Source organism: Nitratireductor sp. CH_MIT9313-5, assembly GCF_037029545.1.
Classification (GTDB): Bacteria; Pseudomonadota; Alphaproteobacteria; order Rhizobiales; family Rhizobiaceae; genus Chelativorans.
In genome coordinates, this window is record NZ_JAYMER010000016.1 from 179,576 (window position 1) to 205,400 (window position 25,825).

19 protein-coding genes are annotated in these 25,825 nt (G+C 59.6%); 10 read left to right on the forward strand and 9 right to left on the reverse strand.

The window, feature by feature from the left end; all coding sequences use genetic code 11:
• Positions 1-321: 321 nt before the first annotated feature.
• On the forward strand, positions 322-582 hold the full coding sequence (locus tag WA367_RS13500; protein ID WP_336057285.1) for a hypothetical protein: 261 nt from the start codon (positions 322-324) through the stop codon (positions 580-582).
• 36 nt (positions 583-618) lie between these two features.
• On the opposite strand, the gene WA367_RS13505 is transcribed toward WA367_RS13500, so the two are convergent.
• The 4 genes from WA367_RS13505 to WA367_RS13520 form a co-directional block, all read right to left on the reverse strand.
• Entirely contained in the window at positions 619-1,737 is a 1,119-nt protein-coding gene (locus tag WA367_RS13505) for an anhydro-N-acetylmuramic acid kinase (protein ID WP_336057286.1), read from the reverse strand.
• A gap of 86 nt (positions 1,738-1,823) precedes the next feature.
• A complete protein-coding gene (locus WA367_RS13510; RefSeq protein WP_336057287.1) occupies positions 1,824-4,478 on the reverse strand; it encodes an autotransporter family protein in 2,655 nt (884 codons plus the stop codon).
• Positions 4,479-4,621: 143 nt separating this feature from the next.
• The gene (locus WA367_RS13515; protein WP_336057288.1) at positions 4,622-5,788 is read right to left on the reverse strand and encodes a cystathionine beta-lyase; all 1,167 of its coding nucleotides are present in this window, start codon (positions 5,786-5,788) and stop codon (positions 4,622-4,624) included.
• A 144-nt stretch (positions 5,789-5,932) separates the two neighbouring features.
• A complete protein-coding gene (locus tag WA367_RS13520; RefSeq protein WP_336057289.1) occupies positions 5,933-6,811 on the reverse strand; it encodes an outer membrane protein in 879 nt (292 codons plus the stop codon).
• 245 nt (positions 6,812-7,056) lie between these two features.
• Between WA367_RS13520 and WA367_RS13525 the strand changes: the two genes are divergently transcribed.
• The 4 genes from WA367_RS13525 (at position 7,057) to WA367_RS13540 (ending at position 11,711) form a co-directional block, all read left to right on the forward strand.
• Complete coding sequence (locus WA367_RS13525; protein ID WP_336057290.1) at positions 7,057-8,076, forward strand: amino acid ABC transporter substrate-binding protein; 1,020 nt, start codon at positions 7,057-7,059, stop codon at positions 8,074-8,076.
• 104 nt (positions 8,077-8,180) lie between these two features.
• Positions 8,181-9,365 (forward strand): amino acid ABC transporter permease, encoded by a 1,185-nt coding sequence (locus WA367_RS13530; protein ID WP_442935583.1) that lies wholly within the window; start codon positions 8,181-8,183, stop codon positions 9,363-9,365.
• 11 nt (positions 9,366-9,376) lie between these two features.
• Positions 9,377-10,873, forward strand: a complete 1,497-nt coding sequence (locus tag WA367_RS13535; protein ID WP_336057292.1) for an amino acid ABC transporter permease — start codon at positions 9,377-9,379, stop codon at positions 10,871-10,873.
• 88 nt (positions 10,874-10,961) lie between these two features.
• A complete protein-coding gene (locus WA367_RS13540) occupies positions 10,962-11,711 on the forward strand; it encodes an amino acid ABC transporter ATP-binding protein (protein WP_336057393.1) in 750 nt (249 codons plus the stop codon).
• A 71-nt stretch (positions 11,712-11,782) separates the two neighbouring features.
• Here the strand turns inward: WA367_RS13540 and WA367_RS13545 are convergent, their stop codons facing one another.
• The 3 genes from WA367_RS13545 to WA367_RS13555 form a co-directional block, all read right to left on the reverse strand.
• On the reverse strand, positions 11,783-12,520 hold the full coding sequence (locus WA367_RS13545; RefSeq protein WP_336057293.1) for a class I SAM-dependent methyltransferase: 738 nt from the start codon (positions 12,518-12,520) through the stop codon (positions 11,783-11,785).
• Positions 12,521-12,599: 79 nt separating this feature from the next.
• Complete coding sequence (locus WA367_RS13550) at positions 12,600-13,775, reverse strand: FAD-dependent oxidoreductase (RefSeq protein ID WP_336057394.1); 1,176 nt, start codon at positions 13,773-13,775, stop codon at positions 12,600-12,602.
• A gap of 18 nt (positions 13,776-13,793) precedes the next feature.
• Complete coding sequence (locus WA367_RS13555) at positions 13,794-14,039, reverse strand: zinc-finger domain-containing protein (RefSeq protein WP_336057294.1); 246 nt, start codon at positions 14,037-14,039, stop codon at positions 13,794-13,796.
• 155 nt (positions 14,040-14,194) lie between these two features.
• Here WA367_RS13555 and WA367_RS13560 point away from each other — a divergent pair, with 155 nt between their 5' ends.
• On the forward strand, positions 14,195-16,396 hold the full coding sequence (locus tag WA367_RS13560; protein WP_336057295.1) for an RNA degradosome polyphosphate kinase: 2,202 nt from the start codon (positions 14,195-14,197) through the stop codon (positions 16,394-16,396).
• A 102-nt stretch (positions 16,397-16,498) separates the two neighbouring features.
• Positions 16,499-17,992: an exopolyphosphatase gene (gene ppx / locus WA367_RS13565; RefSeq protein WP_442935584.1), complete on the forward strand. Its 1,494-nt coding sequence runs from the start codon at positions 16,499-16,501 to the stop codon at positions 17,990-17,992.
• A 69-nt stretch (positions 17,993-18,061) separates the two neighbouring features.
• Here ppx and rnd read toward each other — a convergent pair whose 3' ends face one another.
• Positions 18,062-19,237 (reverse strand): ribonuclease D, encoded by a 1,176-nt coding sequence (gene rnd, locus WA367_RS13570; protein WP_336057297.1) that lies wholly within the window; start codon positions 19,235-19,237, stop codon positions 18,062-18,064.
• 221 nt (positions 19,238-19,458) lie between these two features.
• Here rnd and aspS point away from each other — a divergent pair, with 221 nt between their 5' ends.
• The gene (gene aspS / locus WA367_RS13575; protein ID WP_336057298.1) at positions 19,459-21,246 is read left to right on the forward strand and encodes an aspartate--tRNA ligase; all 1,788 of its coding nucleotides are present in this window, start codon (positions 19,459-19,461) and stop codon (positions 21,244-21,246) included.
• Between the two features lie 74 nt (positions 21,247-21,320).
• Here the strand turns inward: aspS and WA367_RS13580 are convergent, their stop codons facing one another.
• On the reverse strand, positions 21,321-22,502 hold the full coding sequence (locus tag WA367_RS13580; RefSeq protein ID WP_336057299.1) for a hypothetical protein: 1,182 nt from the start codon (positions 22,500-22,502) through the stop codon (positions 21,321-21,323).
• Positions 22,503-22,640: 138 nt separating this feature from the next.
• On the opposite strand from WA367_RS13580, the gene WA367_RS13585 reads away from it, so the two are divergent.
• Positions 22,641-23,486, forward strand: a complete 846-nt coding sequence (locus WA367_RS13585) for an alpha/beta hydrolase (protein WP_336057300.1) — start codon at positions 22,641-22,643, stop codon at positions 23,484-23,486.
• A gap of 69 nt (positions 23,487-23,555) precedes the next feature.
• The gene (gene parC, locus WA367_RS13590) at positions 23,556-25,823 is read left to right on the forward strand and encodes a DNA topoisomerase IV subunit A (protein WP_336057301.1); all 2,268 of its coding nucleotides are present in this window, start codon (positions 23,556-23,558) and stop codon (positions 25,821-25,823) included.
• Positions 25,824-25,825: the final 2 nt, after the last annotated feature.

Here is a 25,825-nt window from a genome sequence, read left to right on the forward strand (position 1 = left end):
GTGATCTTACTTGCATTCCTGGTTGTAGGCTCGTCGCAGGTGCACGGGAGTGTGCCTGAAATCTTGGACTTGGAACCTCAAGCCCACCATCATCACAGTGACAGTACGGCGCACCACCAGCACAAGGTGGCGGAAACCGGGCACTGTCACGTCACCGTGGCCACGCTTGATGGGCTATCTTTCTACAATACGAACTACTGTGCTCTTCCAGCTGTCGAACATCTGGTGCTGAAGGAGCGCATGAGATCCTACCCCATCGAGGAGCCTCCCACTCCGATCATTGACGTCTCGTAAGAATGAAAACCACCAAACTGAGATGCAATGATCATAGAACAAGTCACCAGGCCTTCCCGCCTGGCCTCAAGCTCTGTGGTTGCCTTGCTCCTGGAGCGTCTTTCGGACGCTGATCCCAAGCTGAGGGTTCTCGCCGCGCAGGCGGTTGAGAATGCTGCGCGGGTACTGGAGGAACTTGGTGCCACCGAGTGTGATCCGGATCAGAAGGAACTGTTCCGTGACGCGGTGCTCGAGATCGAGCGAATTCACGCAATGGCATTTGGGCCGTTCAGAGCGCCGCATAACTAGCCACGATGCTCCCTCGGCTTTTGCCGGGGGAGCTTTTTAGCTCACCTGAACGAGCCTGCCGCCCGTCTGAGGGGAAGGGACGCCTGTCGTAGCTGGGAAGCTGATGGGTAGTCCGCGCAGACTTCGCATCGCGAGATAGGCAAAGCATTCCGCCTCGATGGCGTCTCCGCGAAGGCCCACCTCTTCGGCAGAAAGCGCTTCCACTTTTGCCCTTTGGGCGATGGCCTGCCTCAGATAGGGGTTCTTCCGTCCACCGCCGCACAAAACGAGTCGGGTAGGGCGGCTGGGCAGAAGGTCGAGCGCCTTGCCCACCGCCGCAGCGGAGAAAGCCGTGAGCGTCGCCGCGCCATCCTCAAGGCTCAAACCCTCCGCCATTGCCGAGGTAAAATCATTGCGGTCGAGCGATTTGGGATAGCGCTGGGTCATATAGGGATGAGTTAGAAGTCTCTCAAGCAGCACCTCGTCCACCTGTCCGCTTGCTGCGATGGAGCCGTCACGGTCCATTTCCGCACCGGTTCGATTTCTGACCCAGTCATTGACCGGAGCATTGGCAGGTCCGGTGTCAAAGGCTGCCATCTCGTCGCCGTTAAACCAGCTGATATTGGCCACGCCACCCAGGTTCAGGATCGCTGTTTCGGCGCCAGCACCAATCCCGTCAATCAGCGCCCGGTGATAGATCGGCGCGAGTGGCGCGCCCTGGCCGCCAGCCTGCATGTCGGCACTCCGGAAGTCATAGACGGTGGTGATCCCGGTAATGTCCGCCATCAAGTCGCCATCACCCAGCTGCCGCGTCTGCCCGATTGCACCATTTCGCGGCGCCACATGGAGCATGGTCTGACCGTGAAAGCCGATTGCCGAGATCTGGTCTGGAGAAAAGCCGTGACGGGTCAGGAATGCGTTCACCGCCTCGGCCTGCGCGCGCGTCAGCGCTTCCTCTGCCTTGGCAAAGATGGAAGGTTCCGGCCCTTCGAACCTCCAGCTGGCGGCTTCTTCCATGGCTTCCCGCAAAAGCGGCACTATGCCGTTTGGATAGGCAACCAGCTCATAAGGGCCAAATTCGTTAACCCGCTCACCATCCGTGCGCAGCATGGCAATGTCGATATTGCCGTCGAGAACGGTACCGGTCATCAGGCCAATGGCCCATCCATCGTTCATGCTGCAGCATCCTTGCGTTGCGCCCTATTCCAGAACGCTGATAGCACCGCCGCTTTAGTCGAAAAAGCCGGTTGCGCGTCATAAATCTACCAGTTGACAGTCAGGCCAAGCGTGCCGCCGAGTGACGTCGTTTCAGCCCCTGCAATATCCACGGCATAATGCCCTTCGCCATGCAGCCGGATTTTCTGATTGAGTGTCGCGGTGAAGCCAGCTCCGAATTCGAGTTGCGTGCTGTCCAAAGTCGTCGTGACGTGATTGTCGCCCAATCGAATGACACTTTCACTGTCGAAACCGTGAACCAGATCGACCTTCAGGACAGGCCGCAGAACCTGCTGTTCGCCAAGCTCACCCTCCAGCCGCAGACCAGCCCGCGCGGTGAAGCCTGACATGTCCTCGAAGCTTACCGCCGCAAGCCCGTCATGGGCAGGATCGACCGACACATGCTGCCAGACAAGCTGCGCGTTGGGGTGCAGGCTCCAGCGCTCGTTGAGCGCCAGCCTCATTCCTGCTTCTGCCGACAGCAGGATGGTTTCTCCGTCAATCTCAATGCCGGTGTCGCGGTAGGAACCTGTCGTTCCGTCAAGCCAGCCATAGAGGGCAACGCCATCAACATACCAGCCCGATGGCGCCATATGCGTAAGGCTGCCGCCAAGCGTGACGAGCGAGAGATCGGCAGAGCCAATATCCAGACCGGACCAGCCAAGGGCACTGCCGGAAATGTCGCCGGTCAGGCGGCTATAGCCGGCAATGAGGCCGAGATGGGTCTCGTGGCCGTTGGACCACTCATGGCCCAGAACATCCTGTCCGATTTGCAGGCCGAAGAGATTGCCCTCAAAGCCAGGGGCAACGATACTTTCCCACCGCGTGTCGGTATGTTCCCCGAAGACCCGCAGCCAGCTGTTCGCAACCACGCCAGTCTCCAGATGGTCATCCTCGCCGCGCCTTTCGTGGAAAGTTGCAAGCGTGGCCTGCCCAAGAACCTGCGCCAGTGGTGGCAAGGCGGCATGAAGCGGCACTTCAGGTCGAATAATGGGAATGACTTCCGCTTCAGCCGCCGCAGGTGGAAGCGGAGACTGCGGCGTCAGTTCCGCAAGTGTCGAGGCGGCGACAGGCGCAAGCGGTGCCGCACCGTCATTTGGCGGTGTTGCGGCTGCGGTTGGCAGTGCTATTTCCCGCGTTGCGGCCGGTGCGGGTGCCGGCTGTGGCGTGGGCACAGGGCTTGGGGTCGGGTCCGTCGGCGTGGGAACAGGTTCCGGCGGCGTCATCATCGTGGAGCGCAGGAACCACACGTCTTCGCTGCCAGACGTCAAACCGCCGCGAAAAAGGCGATACTCAAACGCGCCCGCAGTCAGCGGAGCCGGTATTGAGAAGGCGCTCGTGCTCGTGGTGGCGCCGTTGGTCGTGTCCACGAGCTTGATGCCATTACTGAGCGTCGCCGCACCCGTTCCACCCGCATTGGCAATTTCGATTATTGTCGAGCCATCCGCCGCGCCGCGGTCGAGAACAAGCATGTCGCTGGCTGCGTCATCACCTGCGAGCACCGTATCAAGAGCGAGCGTGGCATCGTGGCCGGTATAATTGCCGGTGATGGTGATGCGGTCGCCCGCATTGCCATTCTGCATGGTCAGGCGCCCGTAATTGTTGACCTGGCCCCGTGCGGTGGCAAGAAAGCTGGTGATGGAGCCCAAGGCGCTGCCCGCACCGGAGATCACGCTGGTGCTGGAAATTTCCAGCATTCCGGTATCCGTGCCCGCATCGCCCAAGACCAGCGCCTCACCGGCCAGATCAAGCAGCGTCGTGCCCGAGAGCGTGATACTCTCCCACTCGCTGATGCGTGCAGCTCCCGTCCACTCCACATCGGTGAGCGTCAGCGTGTCGGTTCCGGTGCCACCGGAAAGAAGGGTAGGGCCTCCCGTGAGTGCCCGACCCAGATCGGCGAGCTCCGCCACATCGTCTTCGGCTTCAAGCTCCACCGAGCCGCCCAGCACACCGCCGCCATTCCAGATGAAGCGGTCGGAATTGTCTTCCAGCGTGATATCGCCCGCAACGCTGCCGCCGGTGATGGTGACATGGTCATGCGCGTTGTTCGTTCCGATGCGTCCGCCAATATCGCCGTCGGTGATTGTCAGCGTGTTGATGTCTCCGCGACCGCCCGTGGCAGTCAGGTTTCCGTCAATCGAACCGCCGGACATGAGGAATGTGTTGCTTGAGCCAACCAGCGAGACGCTGCCGATCCGCCCGCCCGACATCTCGCCATAGTCGCCGGCATTGAAATTCCCGACAATCCAGCCGCCCGTCATGTAGAATTCGTCGAGGTCGCCGCTCTGGTTCAGGGACCCGATCTGGCCACCGCTCATGCGGAAGATGTCCTCGCCGCCACCCTGATTGACCGCGCCGTCGATGACACCGCCGCTCATCTCGAAAATGTCGATGCCGCCGCCCTGGTCGAAATCGCCCGTCACGCGGCCGGAGCGCATGTCGAGCCGGTCTGCGCCCGAGCCGAACACCACGTCACCGTCAATGGTGCCGGTACCGCCATCAGGAAAGGAAAGGCTGTTGTCTCCGACCGTGTCGGTAAGGCCGCCCGCCATCGTGCCGCTGTCGCAGATATAAATGTCGCTCGTGCCCGCGGCGGGGCCGCATGCTGCAACAGCACTGCTGGACGAGAACAGTGTTCCTCCAGCAGCAGTCACAAGTGCAAGCATACTCGCACCACCGGTCAAACTTGCACCGCGCATCATCAGCCCCCTCGAATCAAATGCTGATGTTAGGGTAAGCGCGTAATGATACCGCAGCCAAGTGTCTTGACAGCCAGAGGTTGTCCTCTGGTTAGGGTGGACTTAACCGGAAAAATCAGATTGGCGCTTTTGTTGCGCTTGCGGGGTTAAGCCTTTGCTGCTGCCAGAGCTTTATCGATATCGGCTTTCAGATCCTCGACATCTTCCAATCCGATCTGGAGGCGAATAACGGGACCTTCCTCCGGAGCCTTCGCAACCACGCGGTCACCAAGGGACACATGCACCGCGAGGCTTTCAAACCCGCCCCAGGAATAGCCGAGGCCAAAGATCTCCAGCGCGTCGAGAAAGGCGTGCGCTTGCTCCTTGCCGCCGCCATTGAGAACGATCGAGAAGATGCCGCTTGCGCCCGAAAAGTCGCGCTTCCAGATCTCGTGTCCGGGGTGGGAAGGCAAGGCTGGATGCAGCACGCGGGCCACGTCATCGCGTCCCTCAAGCCACTGCGCGATTTCAAGTGCGCTCTGCTGATGGCGTTCCAGACGAACACCCATGGTGCGAAGCCCGCGCAGCACCTGGTAGACGTCATCCGGCCCGGCGCAGACGCCAAGGGTCAGATAGGTATCGTAAAGCCGCTCCCAGCATTTTTCATTGGCCGAAACGGTGCCTGACAGCACGTCAGAATGGCCGGCCGGATATTTCGTGGCAGCATGAATGGAGATGTCGACGCCGTGTTCCAGCGGTTTGAAAAAGAGCGGCGTGGCCCAGGTATTGTCCATCATGACCACGGCTCCGCCCGCATGGGCGGCTTCCACGATGGCGGGAATATCCTGCATTTCGAACGTGTTGGAGCCGGGCGACTCGGTGAAAACCACCTTGGTATTGGCTTTCATGCGAGAGGCGATATCAGCGCCCAGTTCCGGCTCGTAATATTCAACCTCGACACCCATGCGTTTCAGCATCGTGTCTGCAAAGCGGCGGGTGGGGAAATAGACCGAATCGACGATCAGCACATGGTCGCCTGCCGAGAGGAAGGCGAGCATCGGTACGACAACCGCCGCAAGGCCCGATGGAACGGCGACTGTCCCGGCCGAGCCCTCCAGTGCGTCGATAGCGGCGCCCAAAGCATCGCTGGTCGGTGTGCCGCGTGTTCCATAGGTGTATTTCTGTTTGTGGCCCGCCATGGTTTCCGCATCGGGAAACAGGACCGTGGAAGCATGCACGACCGGCGGATTGACGAAGCCGTGATAGTCGCGCGGATCATTGCCGATATGTGCCAGCCGCGTATTGTTGCCCTTGCCAGAAAGATCGCGTGCCATTGATCACCCTTCGCCATAGCTCGTCGCGCATTGAGGAATGAACAAGGCCGACACTGGGTCGGCCTCATCCGTTCAAACTAGGGCGTAGCGCGCAAAGGCGAAGGAGACAAGCAGACCGGGCAGGGAAGGGGCTGCGCCAGAAGCCTATTTGTAGACCGGAGCCTCGTAGACCGGCTGGGGAGCCGGCATGACGAAGGGTTCTGGCTTGTATGCCGCGATCTGAGCGCCGCCGAATTCGTAGCGAAGGCCAGCACGGATCTGGTGCGTGCCAAACCCGTTGTCCCAGCCCTGCACACCGGTTGCGCCTGCCGCGATATCACCGGCATCGAAACCGAATGCGTCTCCGCCTGCAACATGGGCATAGCGGTAGCCGAGGTCGAGCTTGGCGCGATGTGTCAGGTCCACGGAGACACCGGCCATGAGCGCCCAGGTAAAGCGCCAACTCTCTTCGCCCTCATGCCAGGCGACATAATCAAGCCCGCTACAATTGGAGGGATTGATACAGGTGGCGCGATTGGTCAGTCGGTCATAGCGCAGATAGGTGGTGCCGAGGCCACCGCCGACATAAGGGGTGACGCGGCCGAAGGTCTTCAGATCGACATAGGCGTTTGCCATCATTTCCAGAGCGCTCGCAGAGCTGGAATCGTCGAATGACCAGTTGTCATCAAGCGTGGCGGATCCGAAGCCGCTGCGATTCCAGTAGGCCAGGGTTACATCGCCACGAAGATGCGCGTTGAGCCGGTAACCGGCACCTGCGCCGAAATAGGTGTTGGAGCGCAGCTCCATATGCTCGTAATGGGCGTTGCGGTAGGTGCCCTCATACACGCGGAAGCCACCATCCGTTTTCGATTTGAAGTTGTGGCCGATATCGCCGCGGATGTACCAGCCTGACGAATGGGCCTGGATTGACGGACGCAATGGCGCGGACTGGTAGCTTGCGGCCGGCTCGTAATCGGCTGCAAATGCTGTCGGAATCCCCGTTGCGAATAATGCGATTGCAGTCGCCGCCAATATCGGCTTCATGACCAGCCCCCGATGAGAATGACATATAGGATTGGTTGTAATCTCTCAGGGTTAACCATCAGTTATTGCTTCTGGACCAATCGCTCATCCCCTCTTGACCCGTGTCAAATAATGGCATTCGATGGGCGCCGTGCATGGGAGAGGAAGCCCGTATTCGCAGCGATTTCACAAGACTGTGCCATCGTGCTTCCGCACATCAGACTTTGGGGATGAACCCTGTGCTTGAGAAAAAAGGGTCAATGAACATGAAGAATCTTATGAAGGCACTGCTCGGCTCGGCCGTCTTTGCATTTGCTGCAGGCACGGCATCGGCAGCCACGCTCGACGATGTGAAGAGCGCTGGTCAGCTGCGTTGTGGTGTGAATACCGGTCTTCCGGGCTTCGCTTCCCAGAACGACCAGGGCGAATGGCAGGGCCTGGACGTGGATTACTGCAAGGCCGTTGCTGCTGCCGTTTTCGACGGTGACGCAAGCAAGGTGCAGTACACGCCGCTTTCCGCCGTCCAGCGTTTTCCGGCCCTGCAGAACAACGAAGTTGATCTGCTGGCACGCAACACCACCTGGACGATGAACCGCGACACCGCGCTCGGCCTGAACTTTGCCGGCGTGAACTACTATGACGGTCAGGGCTTCATGGTCCGCAAGGACCTCAACGTGAACTCCGCGCTGCAGCTTTCGGGCGCAACGGTTTGCGTGCAGTCCGGCACCACCACGGAGCTGAACCTCACCGACTACTTCAACGCCAACAACATGGAATACAATCCTGTTGTTATCGAAAGCCAGTCGGATGTTAACTCGGCTTACGAGCAGGGTCGTTGCGACGTTCTGACGACCGATGCTTCCGGCCTCTATGCTTCGCGTCTCGAGCTTTCCAACCCGGATGAGCACGTGGTTCTCCCGGAGATCATCTCCAAGGAGCCCCTCGGCCCGGTCGTTCGTCAGGGTGACGAGCAGTGGTTCGACATCGTGAAGTGGGTCCATTTCGGCTTGATCAACGCTGAAGAGCTTGGCGTGACCCAGGACAATGTCGAGGAAATGGTCAATTCTGACAATCCGAACATCCGCCGCATGCTCGGTGCCGATGGCACCTTCGGTCAGGATATCGGGCTTTCGGCTGACTGGATGGTCAATGTGATCAAGGCTGTCGGCAACTATGGCGAAATCTTCGACCGCAATGTCGGTCCGGATACGCCGCTCGGCATCCAGCGTGGTCAGAATGCCCTTTGGACCAAGGGCGGCCTGCAATACGCACCGCCGATCCGCTAATCGGTAAATGAGGGTGCTGCTGCATTGGCGGCAGCACCCCCGCTTTTCTAAAGCGTAAGCGCTGGCCGTTTCCGGAGGGCCACGCTTCGTGCATGGCGGATCATATGACAGTTGAAGCTCAAAGCATTTCGCAGCCGCGTGTCGCGCTGATGCGCGATCCGAAGACACGCGGTCTCATCATCCAGATCGTGATGATCATCGCCATTCTGGCTTTCGCCTCCTGGCTGATCAACAACACGATCCGAAATCTTGCCCAGGCGAACATCGCCTCAGGATTTGGCTTTCTATCAACACGCGCCGGTTTTGATATCGGCCAGGTGCCGATAGAATATTCGTCCAATTCAACCTATGGCCGGGCACTACTCGTCGGCATCGCAAACACGATCATCGTCGCGATTGCCGGTATCACGCTCGCCACCATAGTCGGTTTCATCGTCGGCATCGGTCGCCTGTCGCGCAACTACATTGTGCGCGGCCTGAGCACCGTCTATGTTGAGGTGTTCCGCAACATCCCGCCACTGCTGGTGATCCTGTTTTGGTATTTCGGCGTCCTGTCCGTTCTGCCATTGCCGCGCCAGGCCTATGAGCTGGGTTTCGGAACCTATCTGTCCAATCGCGGCCTGCAGATGCCTGCAGCCGTCTTCGAGCCAATCGCTCTTGCCACGCTGATCGCATTCGTTCTCGGTGTCATCGGCACCGTCGTTCTCGCCAAGGCAAACAAGAAGCACCAGCTCAAAACCGGTGAGAGACGGAAAACCCTGGGGCCTGCGCTGGGTATGATACTCGGCTTGCCCATCGCCGTTTTCCTCGTAACCGGCTTGCCGGTAACATTCGAGGTGCCAGAGGCGACCCGCTTCAATCTGCGTGGCGGTTGGCAGGTCAAACCGGAATTTCTCGCTCTGTTCCTCGCGCTTTCGTTCTACACCGCATCCTTCGTGGCCGAGATCGTGCGCGCTGGTATCCTCTCGGTATCCAAGGGGCAGACCGAGGCGGCATCGGCGCTGGGTCTAACCCGCAGCCAGCTTCTAAGGCTGGTGGTCGTACCCCAGGCATTCCGCGTCATCATTCCACCGCTGACCAGCCAGTATCTCAATCTGACGAAGAACTCGTCTTTGGGTCTGGCCGTTGGCTATCCCGAACTGGTTGCCGTGGGTTCCACGGTCCTGAACCAGACTGGCCAGTCCGTCGAAGTCGTCGCTGTCTGGATGGTCGTCTATCTCGGCCTCAGCGTCGCGGTCTCGGCCTTCATGAACTGGTTCAACGCCAAGATGGCACTGGTTGAGCGGTAGGAGGCATAAAAATGGAAGAACAAGTCTCTCTTTATGTCGCTCGCGAGCAGAAAGCGCCGCAGCCGCCTCCACCGTCGGAGGCGGGCGTTGTGGGAATTCTGCACAAGAACCTCTTCGCCACGCCCGTGGACAGCGTCATAACCATCGTCCTGTCAATCTTCTCGGTCTGGGCAGCCTGGAACATCTTCGAGTGGGGATTTCTGGACGCCGTCTTCACCGGTGCCGATCGCCAGGCATGCTTGCCGGGTGAAGGCGAGGGTGAGGTGGGCGCCTGCTGGGCCTTTGTGGGCGCGAAGTTCAGCCAGTTTGTCTACGGCCTTTATCCTATGGCTGAGCGCTGGCGGGTGGATATCGCTCTGGTGCTGCTGGTGCTTCTGGCCGTGCCGATGCTCATCCCGCCTCTGCCCTACAAGCGGCTGAATGCCATTCTGCTCTTTGCGGTCTATCCCTTCGTGGCACTTGTGCTGCTCACGGGTGGCAATCTCCGCGTCAGCGGTGCCTGGGTTGCTTTCCTGCTGACCATCTCTGCCTTCATCGCCTCGGCACTTGGCGGAATGGTTGCAGGTGCCAGTGAAGACCGGTTGAAGTGGGGGCTGTGGGCGGCAATCGCTGCATTGCTGATCCTGTTCATGCACAATGCCATCAATTCCGGCCCTGTGCGGTTCATGGATATCCGCTTCTCGACACTGACCATGCTGTCCTCGCTCGTGGCGCTGGCCTCTGTCGCGATGAGTGTCTGGGCGGTGCAGCCGGGCGAGGGCGGTCGCAGCCGCTTCCTGAAGGTTCTGGTCGCCCCCGTAGGCATCCTGGCGCTGATCATGCTGCTGTCCGGCGATCTTGGCCTGCGTCCTGCGCCTACAAATCTCTGGGGCGGGCTGCTGGTCACGCTGGTCGTGGCGCTCACGGGCATTGCAGCCTCGCTGCCGCTCGGCATTCTGCTGGCATTGGGCCGTCGGTCGCATCTGCCAGCGATCCGCCTGTTCTCGATCATCTTCATCGAGTTCTGGCGTGGTGTGCCTCTGATCACGGTGCTCTTCATGTCCGCCTTCATGATCCCGCTCTTCCTGCCGGATGGCGTGACCTTCAATCAGTTGCTTCGCGCACTGATCGGTGTCGCACTCTTCTCGGCAGCCTATATGGCGGAAGTCATTCGCGGCGGACTGCAGGCCATTCCGAAGGGCCAGTATGAAGGCGCACAGGCGCTTGGTCTGGGCTACTGGCAGATGATGCGTCTGATCATCATGCCACAGGCCCTGAAGATGGTGATCCCGGGTATCGTGAACACCTTTATCGGCCTCTTCAAGGATACGAGCCTGGTCTACATCATCGGCCTGGCAGATCTTCTGGGCACGGTGCGTCGCGGGTTCTCCGATCCGAACTGGATCACGCCATCGACGGCTGCGACAGGCCTCGTCTTCGCCGCTTTCATCTATTGGCTCTTCTGCTTCGGCATGTCGCGCTATTCGATCTATATGGAACGCCGGTTGAACACCGGCCACAGGAACTGACGGGCTAAAGGCCCGAGTAAGGAAAAACGTCATGGCCAGCCAGACAAATCCTGCCGCCGCAGCACCCGTTGCAAATGAAAAGCCGGGAATGCAGATTTCCGATACGGATGTCGCAATCGAAATCGTCAACATGAACAAGTGGTATGGCGATTTCCACGTTCTGGGTGACATCAATCTGAAGGTCATGCGCGGCGAACGCATCGTCGTTTGCGGACCTTCGGGTTCCGGCAAATCCACCATGATCCGCTGCATCAATCGCCTTGAAGAGCACCAGAAGGGTCGGATCGTCGTCGACGGGATCGAGCTTACCAACGATCTGAAGAAGATCGACGAGGTGCGCCGTGAAGTTGGCATGGTGTTCCAGCACTTCAACCTCTTCCCGCATCTCACCATTCTGGAGAACTGCACGCTTGCTCCGATTTGGGTACGCAAGACGCCCAAGAAGGAAGCCGAGGAAATGGCGATGCACTATCTGGAGCGGGTGAAAATCCCCGAGCAGGCGCACAAATATCCAGGTCAGCTATCCGGCGGTCAGCAGCAGCGTGTTGCAATCGCCCGTGCGCTCTGCATGAACCCGCGCATCATGCTCTTCGACGAACCTACCTCTGCGCTTGATCCGGAAATGATCAAGGAAGTGCTCGACACCATGGTTGATCTTGCCGAGGAAGGCATGACCATGATCTGCGTGACCCATGAGATGGGCTTTGCCCGCCAGGTCGCCAACCGCGTGATCTTCATGGACCAGGGCCAGATCGTCGAACAGAACACACCGGCAGAGTTCTTCGACAACCCGCAGCACGAGCGCACAAAGCTCTTCCTGTCGCAGATACTGCACTAGAGGCGCCAATAGGCTGCAAGCACAAGCCCCGGTACCTGATAGGTGCTGGGGCGTTTTTTATCATGCCAGTTTCAGGCCGTTCTGCGTATGAACACGAACAGATTGGTGCGCATCAGGCTCGGTACGAATGTCTGAAAAAGACCCACGAGCGCAAAGCCGAAAGAGCGGTTGCCGTGATATTTCGGGGTGCCATTGGCCGAATAGCTGCAATGCTCCCACGCCCCATCGCCAAACATGCGCCTTGTACGAGCCAGTGTGTTGAGGCGGTAATAGGTCGGGAACACATCCATGTCGGGCCGGTCTGGCCACACCCGGCGCATCAGGGCGTTTTTCACCTTCTCCGGAATGATCCGGTTGGCAATCCCGACATAGCCCCATTTGTTGGGCGTGATGGCGCAAAACCAGCCGCCCGGCTTCAATACGCGCTGCACCTCAGCCCCAAACTCCTGTGGATGCTCCACATGTTCCAGAACCCACTCGCTGATGATCATGTCCACGCTTTGATCGGCAAGCGGTAGGCGGGCACCTGGTTCTGTAACCAGTGCCTCGTCAAGATAAGGGTGCTCAAGCACTGCTGGGTCGACATCAACCCCGATCAGCTGCTTCACGCGGCCCTGCAGGTTGAAGAAGCTCTTGCGGAACGGCGCACTGCCTTCATCATAGCGTGAGCCGCGTCCGGCGCCGAGATCGACGACCACCATATCCGAATGGATCAGGGCATTGATGCGCGTGTAGAATGCGACGTCTTCATCATCGCGTGTGAAACCGCCTGCGGCAGTTTCAGGCCTCCACGCATCAACAACACTCATATTGAAGCCTCCAGTTGTTTCGAAAAATTCGATAACAACTTTAAGGGAACAAGGAAACCGGCTAGGGGAATTATGGTTACTAGCCTGACCGGTTGTCCGTATGCCAGCCATAAAGCCAGTCGAAATCGGCCATAAGCTTCTCGCCGGTGCGGTGCTTCAGCACCAGGTCACGGACTAAAGCCACAGGTCCTGCAGCATGCCATGCGAAACTGTTGAAGCCTCCGCGCCGCCGCACTTGCTCGATCCGGGGTATGCGCTGCCGCTCGAACTTCACCAGGGCTTGCGCCACGCTGTCTGTATCATCGAGCAGACCGGCAAGCACCGAAGCGTCTTCGATAGCCATTGCCGCACCCTGGGCCGCGTAGGGAGTGAGGGCGTGCGCGGCATCACCGACGAGCAACAGGTTCGGCGGTCTTGACCAGCTTTCAAGCGCAGGTACCTCGTAGAGCGGCCATTGGCTCCAGTCACTGGCTGCTTTTGTCAGCGGCGCGAGTATCGTGCCGCCAAGCGCATGGCGAAGCAGGTCGAGATCAGCGCCTTGCACCCAGCCACGCTGCGTCTCACCTCCGGGAAGAACGACCACCAGATTATAGGCTGTGCCACCACTGACGGGGTAGGCGACGGTGTGGAATCCAGAAGCCATGAACGCGTGGACATTGTGCGTCGTCCCAAACAGTTCGCGCGCTGCCGGATGATCGCCAGACAGCATGGCGCGACAGGCGATCCGTGCGGTAAAGCGGGCGTCAAGCGATGTCACCTTCTCACGCAGGCTGGACCAGATGCCATCGGCGGCAAGCAGAAGCTGGAATTGAGCCTCGGAGCGAGGATGGGAGACACCGTCACTTGTGAAGGAAAATCCTTGCGCCGGTGCATCCAGCGTCAGTTTGATATTCGGATCTGCTGTGACGCATTTCAATAGCGCGCCCTGCAGGTCGGCCCGGTGACAGGTGAGATAGGGAGCACCCCAGCGGTCTTGCGCCTTTTCGCCAAGCGGAAGGCGGGATTTCACCGACCCATTGCGCGCAGAACGCAGCAGCACGGCGTCGGGCTGTACGGCAACCGCGTGGAGATGATCCAGAACGCCAAGGGTGCGAAGCACGCGCGTGGCGTTGGGCGAAAGCTGCAAGCCTGCGCCCGCTTCGCCCAAATCCGCTTCGCGCTCGAAAATGGTAATGTCATGCCCGCGCCTGGCCAGCGCCAATGCGCTGGTCAGTCCGGCAATGCCTGCACCGGCGATGGCGATGGAGGCGGGAATGGTGTTTAAGCCTTGCGTTTAGGCCGCGTCGCGCTCGAATGCGCAACCTGCCGGCTGGGTCTCGTCAGCCTTCAGTTCCGGACGGTAGCGATAGAGCGTGGAGCAATAGGGGCAGACGCGCTCCACATCGTCACCCATGTCCAGAAAGACATGTGGATGATCCATGGGTGGATTTGCGCCGACGCACATGAATTCGCGGACGCCGATATTGATGGCGCTGTGGCCATCAGTGTTGTGGAAATGCGGTATCGCGTGGCCCGCCATTTCTGTCTCCCGCTCGGTGTCAGTCTTTCACTGCGTTTGTAGCATAAATGGGTTATTTGCAAGCCCGTGATATGAAACTGTCGCAAAAGCCTGTCAGGACGTAAACTGGCAGCGAGTGCTGCATTGCGCCCGTGAGTTTTGAGGAAGATGAAGCGATGAATGAGCTGAAGCCGGTCAAAAGCGAATTTCCGGTCGAGCCAGAAAAGGCCGATGAGGTGGCTGCCGCCAGTCCGGACCGCTTCGTCAATCGCGAATTCTCCTGGCTGCAGTTCAACCGGCGCGTTCTTGAGGAATCGCAGAATACTTGCCACCCGCTTCTGGAGCGCGTGCGCTTCCTTTCCATCTCCGCTGACAATCTCGACGAGTTTTTCATGGTCCGCGTGGCCGGTCTTGCAGGCCAGGTGCGCGAGGGAATCACCACCCGCAGCGCCGATGGCCGCACGCCCGAGGAGCAGCTTCACCAGATTCTGCTGGAAGTGGCGCGCCTGCAGCAGGAGCAGCACGAAAATCTCGGTGTGCTTCTGGAATTGCTGAAGAAGGAAGGCATCGAGCTTGTCCGTCCGGACGCTTTGTCCAAGGCGGATCGGGATTGGGTTGAGGAGCATTTCCTTGATGCGATCTATCCGGTCATGACGCCGCTATCGATTGACCCGGCTCATCCGTTCCCCTTCATTCCCAATCTGGGCTTCTCCATAGCACTCGACCTGCAGAAGCTCTCAGATGGCGAGAGCATGACTGCGCTCTTGCGACTGCCGGTCGCACTGCGACGGTTCATAGAACTGCCAATGCGTTCGGACAAGGTACGCTTCATTGCGCTTGAAGACATCGTGGAAATGTTCATCGGCAAGCTGTTTCCGGGCTACAAGGTCAACGGCTCGGGCACGTTCCGCATCATCCGCGACAGCGATATCGAGGTTGAGGAAGAGGCCGAAGATCTTGTGCGCCTGTTCGAAAGCGCTCTGAAGCGGCGGCGCCGCGGCTCGGTGATCCGCATCGAATTTGAAAGCTCCATGCCCGAATCGCTTCGCGATTTCGTGGCGTCGGAGCTCGGTGTGCCCTCGGGGCGTATCAGCGTGCTGGATGGCCCCCTGGCGATCAACCAGATTTCCGAAATCGTGAAGGTCGCCCGCGACGACCTGAAATTCGAGCCCTACAACGCCCGTTTTCCCGAGCGCATTCGTGAACATAATGGCGACTGCTTCGCCGCCATTCGCGAGAAGGACCTTGTGGTCCATCACCCATATGAGAGTTTTGACGTGGTCGTGCAGTTCCTGCGTCAGGCAGCACAAGACCCCGACGTGGTCGCTATCAAGCAGACCCTTTACCGTACATCCAATGACAGCCCGATCGTGCGCGCGCTGATCGACGCTTCGGAGGCGGGGAAATCGGTCACCGCTCTCGTGGAGCTGAAGGCGCGCTTCGATGAGGAAGCCAATATCCGTTGGGCGCGTGATCTCGAACGCGCCGGCGTGCAGGTGGTCTTCGGCTTCATCGAACTGAAAACCCATGCGAAAATGTCACTGGTTGTGCGCCGCGAGGATGGGCGCCTGCGCAATTACTGCCATCTGGGCACGGGCAATTATCACCCGATCACCGCGCGCATCTATACGGATCTGTCCTATTTCACAGACGACGCCGCCATTGCGCATGACGTGGCAAAGGTCTTCAATTTCATCACCGGTTATGCCGAGCCGGATGTGGACATGAAGCTTGCCATGTCGCCCTTTACTTTGCGCAATCGCATCATCGAGCATATTCACGCCGAGATTGAGCATGCGAAGGCCGGGCGGCCTGCACAAATCTGGATGAAGATGAATTCGCTGGTTGATCCGGCCATCATCGACGCGCTCTACGAGGCTGGCAATGCCGGTGTCGAGATCGATCTGGTCGTGCGCGGCATTTGCTGCCTGCGCCCGCAGGTGCCGGGACTGTCCGAAAAGATCCGCGTAAAGTCCATTGTCGGCCGCTTCCTTGAGCACAGCCGCATCTACTGCTTCGGCAATGGCCACGGCCTGCCGTCCGATGAGGCCATCGTCTATATTTCCTCCGCCGATCTGATGCCGCGCAATCTTGACCGCCGCGTTGAAACCATGGTCCCGATCACCAATCGCACGGTGCATGAGCAGGTGCTGGGCCAGATCATGCTGGGCAATATCATGGACAATCAGCAGAGCTTCGAGGTTCTGCCCGACGGTACCTCCCGCCGCATTCTTCCGCAGGAAGGCGAGGAGAGCTTCAACGCGCAGGAATATTTCATGACGAATCCGAGTCTGTCGGGCCGGGGAGACTCGCTGAAATCACACGCGCCACGCCGCATCGAGGCCTTCAAGCGCTCGAAGAAAGCGGCTGCAGAATAACTTTACGTTGATTTATTGCCGCCAAGACAGCAAACAGTTTGCTGGCAACGACAAATCTGGTGGTTTCTGTACAGCGTGAGTATCTCGTCAACTCAGGGTCGGTTGCAGGACAGGAGTCCGGTTTCCGTCATCGATATCGGGTCAAACTCGATCCGCCTTGTGGTCTATGAGGGCGTCGCCCGGTCTCCAACACTTCTCTTCAACGAGAAGATGCTGGCCGGCCTCGGCAAGTCCATCGTGACCACCGGCAAGCTCGATCCGGACGGTGTCAGCCGCGCCATCGAGGAATTTCGCAGATTTCGGGCATTGTCGCAGCAGGCAGGCGCACAGTCGCTCCATGTTCTGGCCACCGCAGCCGCGCGAGAGGCGGAGAACGGTCCGGAATTCATCCACCGCGCGGAGGAAATTCTCGGGACGGAAATCCAGGTTCTTTCCGGTCGCGAGGAGGCAAGATATTCCGCCTATGGCATCATGTCCGGTTTCCACGAACCAGACGGCATTGTCGGCGATCTTGGCGGAGGCAGTCTCGAACTCGTTGATGTCGCAGGCAGCACAATGGGCGATGGCATCACGCTGCCGCTGGGCGGTCTGCGGCTCAAGGAAATGGCCGAGGGATCTACGCAAAACGCTGCGAAAATTGCCCGCGATGAGATCGCCCGTGCGCCTTGGCTGAAGGAAGGCGCGGGCAGGGCGTTCTACTGCGTCGGTGGCACCTGGCGTAATCTGGCCCGCCTGCATATGAGCGTGACCAAATATCCGCTGCAGGTCATGCACCATTACGAGCTCGACCCGCAAAAGCATCTCGCCTTCCTGAAGCGCGTCGCCCGGGGCGACCTGGAAAAGATGCGCGGCATCGGCCGGGTTTCGAAAAACCGCCGTGCGCTGCTGCCCTATGGTGCAACCGTCCTTCTTGAGGTCATGCGCGCCATGAAGCCTTCCAAGCTGATCATATCGGCCAATGGTGTTCGCGAAGGCTATCTCTTCTCACTTTTGAAGGAAGAGCAGCGCAGGAGTGATCCGCTCCTGTCCGCAGCCCGTGAAATGGCGCTCTTGCGCTCACGTTCCCACATTCATGCGCAGGAACTGGCCGAATGGACCGGCGAGGCCTTTAGGGCTCTGGGCGTTGAAGAAAGCGAAGACGATGCGCGCTATCGGCAGGCGGCTTGCCTTCTGGCCGATATCGGCTGGCGCGCGCATCCTGAATATCGCGGTACGCAGTCGCTCAACATCATCGCTCACGGCTCTTTCTCCGGCATCAATCATCCAGGCCGGGCCTATGTCGCCCTTGCAATCATGTTCCGACATGAGGGGCTGTTCGACGACAACCTGTCGCCGGAAATGCGCCAGCTCGCTACGCCCAGATATGCTGAACGGGCTCGCCTTCTGGGCGGATTGATGCGCGTGGCCTATCTCTTGTCCGCCTCGATGCCGGGTGTCATTCCGCGGCTGAAATGGGAGAAGCGGGAGGATGGATCAATCGCACTTCTGATCCCGCGCGACAGGGCCGACCTGATGGGCGAACGTCCCCTCGGCCGGATGGCACATCTCGCCCGCGTGACCGGCCTCAACCTCGTGCTGGATGTGGCCAGGGAATAGCTGTTTCCGCGCAGCGCGCGGAAATGCAGCCTTTAGAAAAATATCGACAAGAATAGCTGGCGACGCCAATCAGTCGGCGCCAGCTGTTTCCTTCAAAGGCGTGAAGGTCTCAATGCGCCGATTGCGGAAGCGGAGCGCAGTTTCGCCGCGCAGAAGCTTCAGCGCTTCCTCGCCAAACACCTCACGCCGCCAGCCCGAAAGCGCCGCCACTTTCGCCTTCTCGCCTTCGGCGGCAATGCGGTCGATGTCGTCGCTGGATGCGAGCATTTTCGGCGCAACGCCTTCGCGCTCGGCCACCAGCTTCAGCACGACCTTGATGAGTTCTGCTGCCGCGGCAGCACCTTCCGGGGCATGAACCTGCTTGGGCAAGCGGGGCAATTCCTCTTTCGGTGTGGCAAGAGCTTTGGCCACAGCACCCAGCAGACCGGCCGCCGTGCTTGAACGCTCCCAACCTTTCGGGATGGAGCGCATGCGTCCGAGCGCCTGGCTGTCCTTCGGCTGCTGCTGCGCGGCCTCATATATGGCGTCGTCCTTGATGACACGCCCGCGCGGCACATTGCGCTCACGCGCCTCGCGTTCCCGCCACGCGGCCACATGCTGCAGCACCGCAAGCTCGATCGGTTTGCGCACGCGCAGCTTGAGCCTTCTCCACGCATCCTCTGGATGCGGGTCATAGGTTTCGCGCGCGGTCAGCACATCCATCTCTTCCTTCAGCCAATGGGCGCGATTCTCACGCTCCAACTGGGCCTTCAGATGCTCGTAGACGGGGATGAGATGGGTGACATCGGCCAGCGCATAGTCGAGCTGCTTCTGCGACAGCGGCCGGTGACGCCAGTCCGTGAAACGCGAGGTCTTGTCGATCCGCTCGCCGGTGATGCGGAAGACGAGCTGGTCGTATGAAATGCTGTCACCGAAGCCGCAAACCATAGCCGCGACCTGGCTGTCGAAGATCGGATGGGGGATCAGCCCGCCCATATTGTAGATGATCTCGATATCCTGGCGCGCGGCATGAAAGACCTTCGTCACGCTCTCATCGGCCATCAGATCGAAGAAGGGCTTCAGATCAATGCCTTCGGCAAGAGGATCGACCAGTGCCGTAACACCCGGTGCCGCCATCTGGATTAGGCAGAGCTCCGGCCAATAGGTCGACTCCCGAATGAATTCGGTGTCGATGGTGATGAAGTCGGATTGAGAAAGCTTGCTGACAGCCTCGGCCAGCGCTTCGCGCGTCTTGATAAGTTCCATGCCTCTTCTTTATGCGCTGCCGGCACAAAAGTGAAGAAAATCGTGTGCATGCACACATTTCACGATTAATAGTGGTGCATTGCTCGAGAGTGGGGGCAGCCAAGGGGGCATCCTTGACAAAACCGTGCGCGCATGCGCTTTTCCCGCGCGGATAACAAGGCCCGGTGCGCCATAGCCCGCATCGCCTTCCGACGAGCTTCAGCACAGCGGAATTGAAAATCATGCATCGTTATCGCAGCCATACCTGCGCAGAATTGAGAAAATCCGACGTCGGCAAGACAGTCCGCCTTTCAGGCTGGGTGCACCGCGTGCGCGACCATGGCGGCCTGCTCTTCATCGATCTTCGCGACCATTTCGGGCTGACCCAGATCGTTGCCGATCCGGATTCGCCCAGCTTCGCCACTGCCGAAACCGTGCGCGGCGAGTGGGTCATTCGCGTCGATGGTGAGGTGAAGGCACGCACCGACGAGACGGTGAACGCGAATCTCCCGACCGGTGAGGTCGAGGTTTTCGCTGGCGAGATCGAGGTGCTTTCCAAGTCGAAGGAACTGCCGCTGCCGGTATTCGGCGAGCCGGAATATCCCGAAGACATTCGCCTGAAATACCGCTTCCTCGACCTGCGCCGCGAGACGCTGCACAAGAACATCGTCAAGCGCACGCAGATCATCGCCGAAATGCGCAACCGCATGGGCGCAGCAGGCTTCACCGAATTCTCCACGCCGATTCTCACGGCTTCCTCACCGGAGGGTGCGCGCGACTTCCTCGTGCCGTCGCGCCTTCATGAGGGCAAGTTCTACGCGCTGCCGCAGGCACCGCAGATCTACAAGCAGCTGATCATGGTCTCCGGCTTCGATCGCTACTTCCAGATCGCACCCTGTTTCCGCGACGAGGACCCGCGTGCTGACCGCCTTCCCGGCGAGTTCTACCAGCTCGACCTCGAGATGAGCTTCGTGGAGCAGGAAGACATTCTGTCCACCATGGAGCCGGTCGTCCGCGACATTTTCAAGACCTTCGCCAACGGCAAGCCGGTCACCGAGAACTTCCGCCGCATCCCCTATGACGAGGCCATGCGCAAATATGGCTCCGACAAGCCGGATCTGCGCAACCCGATCGAGATGCAGGAAGTCTCCGAGCATTTCCGTGATTCCGGCTTCAAGGTTTTTGCCAATATCTTGGCAGCCGATCCGAAAAACGAGGTCTGGGCCATCCCGGCGAAGACCGGCGGCAGCCGTGCGTTCTGCGACCGCATGAATTCCTGGGCGCAGGGCGAGGGCCAGCCGGGTCTTGGATACATCTTCTGGCGCAAGGAAGGCGAGGAACTGCAGGGCGCGGGTCCGCTTGCCAAGAATATCGGCCCCGAGCGCACCGAAGCCATTCGCACGCAGCTTGGCCTGGAAGATGGCGATGCCTGCTTCTTCGTTGCCGGTGATCCGAAGAAATTTGCAAGCTTTGCCGGTGCCGCACGCACCCGTGCGGGCGAGGAACTCGATCTCGTCGACCGCGACCGTTTCGAGCTTTGCTGGATCGTCGACTTCCCCTTCTACGAGTGGGACGAGGACGAGAAGAAGGTCGACTTCGCGCACAACCCCTTCTCCATGCCCCAGGGCGGCATGGAAGCGCTGGAGAACCAGGACCCGCTTACCATCAAGGCCTATCAGTATGACATGGTCTGCAATGGCTTCGAGATTGCATCGGGCGGCATCCGCAACCATTTGCCCGAAGTCATGGTCAAGGCATTCGGCCTGGTCGGCTTCGAGCAGAGCGAAGTGGAAGAGCGCTTCGGCGGCCTCTACAGCGCCTTCCAGTATGGCGCACCGCCTCACGGCGGCATGGCTGCCGGTGTGGATCGCATCGTGATGCTGCTCGTGGGTGCGAAGAACCTGCGTGAGATCACCATGTTCCCGATGAACCAGCAGGCTCAGGACCTCCTGATGAATGCTCCATCTGAAGCCACTCCGGCACAGCTTCGCGAGCTTCACCTGCGCCTGGCGCCTCAGGCGAAAAGCTGACATCAGCCAGTAACGGATAGCAAAAGGCCCGGCATCGCGCCGGGCCTTTCTGCATTTTCTGATTGGCCAAAAATTTACTGGTTGGCCTTCGCAGACAATCCGATCTGTTTGACCAGCAGCTCCGGCGAGCCCATTGCAGCGCCCATGATCATGGTGAAGGGAGCGGGGTTCTCCGGCTGTGCGGCAATCGTGATGTTCTGCGGATTGTTGAGGAAGGTCGTGACCGCCTCTGTCAGCTCCCGCGTCATGTCGGGGCCGAGATAGGGTGAGACCTGCAGCGGGATGATGGCTTCGGCCTGTTTCACCACATCAGCCGGTTTGCCGCCCTGTTTGGAGGCCACGAACTCGAGCAGCTTTCCGGTGAGCGATGCATCGTCGAAACGCAGCGACAGCCCATGAAAGTTGAGCTGCTGCATCAGGCCGAGCATCGCCATGCCCTGCATGGAATTCTCGCTGCCTGATTGCATCTTGGAAGTCATCTGCGTCAGCGCATTGACGAATTCGGGCGTGTAGCCACTGATTTCGCCGGAGATCGTGAAGGTCCCGGCATCTTCCACGCTGACCTCATAGGTGTCGAGTGTGGCAAGACCGTCTGAAGCCCGCCAGGCGCCACCCATTCTGGCCGAGCCTGAAATGGTGGAATAGCCAAGCTGATTGATGGCAGCCTTGGCGTTTCCGCTCTCCATCAGATTGTCGAGATTGGCGGTAAAGCTTTCCACGCTGCCGGAGAAGGTAAGACTATCCTCCCCATCGGCATCCATGCTCATCGCGGCATTGCGCGCCTGCACAAGATCGCCATCATCGTCGCGAACCGACACCTCGGCAACTTTCATGCTGTCATAGCGAATGACGCCGCCATAGGGATCGGTCTCATCCTGTTTCGGCAGAACCAGCCCTGCAATTGAGAGGCCTTTCAGGGAGAAGGAAACATCGTCATCCTTGACCGAATAGTCCTCTATATTGACCGCGCCGACCCGATAGCTGGTGTCATCTTCGCTGACGTCCTGAAGAACGAGATCACCCAGATCCAGCCTGTCATCCTCGCCTTCGGCCGTGGCGGTCACATCTTCGAGGATGATCGACTGGCCGTCCTGACGCACTGCCGACCATTCGACATCGACCTGCTGCTTCTCGACCAGCTCCTCGAAACGCTTGGCAACCACATCGGCTTCGAATGCCAGAACCGGGCCGGTAAGGGCGGTGCTGGTCAGTCCGGCAAGTGCCAGCGACGCAGAGAGTGAGGTGATACGCTTCATGAAAAGAACTCCCGGACCGATTTGCCGCACAGATAAAGGGAAAATTCCGAAGGAAAGATGACGAGCGGCTGCTCTTGTGTCAATTTGCCCGCAGGCGATTTGTTTCAGGTTTCAGGCAATCAAGACGGGGCATTCCATATGTTGCGACCGCTCAAGCTGGCGATCTTTATTCTCATCACCAGTCTTACTCTCGCACATGCAGGCCAGCTCCATGACGGCCTGACCTATGCGCGGGGGCTGGCCCTCGACATCCACACGCCACAGGTCAAGCGCGCCTCGGCGCTCAATCTCTTCTCGCTGGCAGGGGGCCGCGACAGACCCATCGTCGTCTATGTGCACGGCGGCGGCTGGGTGAAGGGCAACCGCAAGAAGGTCTACTCCCTGCCGCAATGGCTCAATTCCAAGGGTTATGTGCTTGTTGCCATAGACTACCGCAAGGTGCCGGCGACCACTGTCGAGGGACAGGTGGAGGACCTTGCACGTTCGGTGCAGTGGTTGCGCCGCAATGCCCGTCGTTATGGCGGTGATCCCAATCGCATCGTGCTCATGGGCCATTCCGCCGGTGCGCATCTGGTAGCGCTTTGCGAGGCGCGCAAGCTGTGCGGCAGGGTGAGGGGGGTGATCCCGAACGATGTGCAGGCATATGACATGGTCGCCTATGCGGGTATGCGCGGCTCGCTCGGCTATCCCTATCTGGATGCTTTCGGCTCCAATCCGCAGAACTGGGTTCGCTGGTCGCCCGTCACCTATGCAAGGCAAGGCTCCGGCTACGCGCCTCATCTGTTCCTGCATTCAGGCTCCAATGGCGCGCGCCGCCGCGCTTTGACCAATGGTTACGCAAACATTCTGCGCGCGCGCGGCACGAGCGTCGCGGTCTTTGATGGCGGGCGCTACACCCATGGATCCATCGCACGCAAACTCGGCCAGCCCGGCGATCCCGCAACGGTGGCTATCGAGCGTTTTCTGGCACAAGTGACGCGCTGACGGACCAGATCAGTGGATGAGCGGACGCCTGCTATTGCCTTGTGTTGCCGGGTCCGTTAACCCGAATCCATGGGAAAAGAACTGCTACCGCCCGGCGGCGGAGACGGAGCGTCCTCCGAACCGGTGGACCTGAAGAAAGCGCTTGAAGAGCGCTATCTGGCCTATGCACTTTCGACCATCATGCACCGGGCGCTGCCCGATGTGCGCGATGGCCTGAAGCCTGTGCATCGGCGCATTGTCTATACGATGCGCATGCAGCGGCTGGAGCCGGGGCAGCGTTTTTCCAAATGTGCCAGCATCGTGGGCGACGTCATGGGCAAGTTCCACCCCCATGGCGACAGCTCGATTTATGACGCGCTGGTGCGTCTCGCCCAGCCATTTGCCATGCGCTATCCGCTGGTGGACGGGCAGGGCAATTTCGGCAATATCGATGGCGATAGTGCCGCAGCCATGCGCTACACCGAAGCGCGCATGACCGAGGCCGCCACGGGCATTCTTGAAGGCATCACCGAAGATGCCGTCGACTTTCGCCTGACCTACAATGAGGAAACGGAAGAGCCCACGGTTCTTCCTGGTGCCTTTCCGAACCTGCTGTGCAACGGCTCGTCCGGCATCGCGGTTGGCATGGCAACCTCCATACCGCCGCACAATGCAGCTGAAATCTGCGATGCCGCACTTGCCTTGATCGATGATCCTGAACTCGATCTGGATGGTCTGCTCAAGCATGTGAAAGGGCCGGATTTCCCGACAGGCGGCGTGATCGTCGAAGACCGCGCATCCATGCGCGAGGCCTATGAGACCGGTCGCGGCGGTTTCCGCGTGCGCGCGCGCTGGGCGAAGGAAGATCAGGGTCGCGGCCAATGGCAGGCCGTGATCACCGAGATCCCCTACGGCGTTCAGAAGTCACGCCTGATCGAGAAGATCGCCGAGCTTATCATCGCTCGCAAGCTACCGCTGGTCGATGATGTTCGCGACGAAAGTGCGGAAGACATCCGTCTGATCCTGGTGCCGAAAAGCAGGGCGGTCGAGCCGGAACTGCTCATGGAATCGGTTTTCAAGCTGACCGATCTGGAGACGCGCTTCCCGCTCAACATGAATGTGCTTTCACGGGGCAAGGTGCCAGGCGTCCTGTCGCTGAAGCAGGTTCTGCGCGAGTGGCTCGACCACCGCCGCGAAGTGCTCCTGCGCCGTTCGCGCCACCGCCTTGCCGAGATCGAGCGCCGCCTTGAAGTGCTGGCCGGCTACCTCATCGCCTATCTGAATATCGACGAGGTCATTCGCATCATCCGCGAGGAGGATGAGCCGAAAAAGGTGATGATCGCCCGCTTCGATCTCACCGACACCCAGGCCGAAGCCATCCTGAACATGCGCCTGCGTGCATTGCGCAAGCTCGAGGAATTCGAGATCCGCAAGGAGCATGATGCGCTTTCGGAGGAAAAGGCGGGCATTGAGGATCTTTTGGGCTCCACGGCCAAGCAGTGGAAAACCGTGCGCTGGGAAGTGGCCAAGGTGCGCCAGACCTATGATCCGGAGAAGAATCCGGCTCTGGGCAAGCGTCGCACCAGCTTCGCCGATGCGCCCGAGCATGACCTGGAAGACGTAGCGGTTGCCCTGATCGAGCGCGAGCCCATTACTGTCGTGTTGTCGGAGAAGGGCTGGATGCGCGCCCTGAAGGGTCATTTGGCTGACTTCTCAACGCTCTCCTTCAAGGAAGGCGACAGCCTGAAACTGGCCTTCCACGCGCAGACCACCGACAAGATCCTGATGTTCACCACCGGCGGCAAGGTCTACACCGTCGGTGCCGACAGGCTTCCCGGTGGCCGCGGTCATGGCGAGCCGGTGCGCCTGATGGTGGACATGGAAAATGACCAGGCCATCATTACGGCATTCCCCTATGACCCCGAGCGCAAGCTGCTGCTGGCTTCGCATGCAGGCAATGGGTTCGTTGTTGCCGAAAAGGACATCGTGGCCAATACCCGCAAGGGCAAGCAGGTCATGAATGTGAAGTCGCCTGACGAGGCTAAGCTCTGCGTGCCCGTTTCCGGCGATCACGTTGCCATTGTCGGCGAGAACCGCAAGCTTCTGGTCTTTGCTCTGTCAGAGATCCCCGAAATGACCCGCGGGAAAGGCGTGCGTCTGCAACGCTACAAGGACGGCGGCGTCTCCGACATCAAGACCTTCACGATGGAGGAGGGGCTGAGCTGGCAGGATTCGGCCGACCGCACCTTCAACCGCAAAAGGGAAGAACTGCTGGAATGGATCGGCAATCGGGCCGGAGCAGGACGCCTGGCCCCGAAGGGCTTCCCTCGAACGGGCAAGTTCGCAAGCCAGCAATAGCG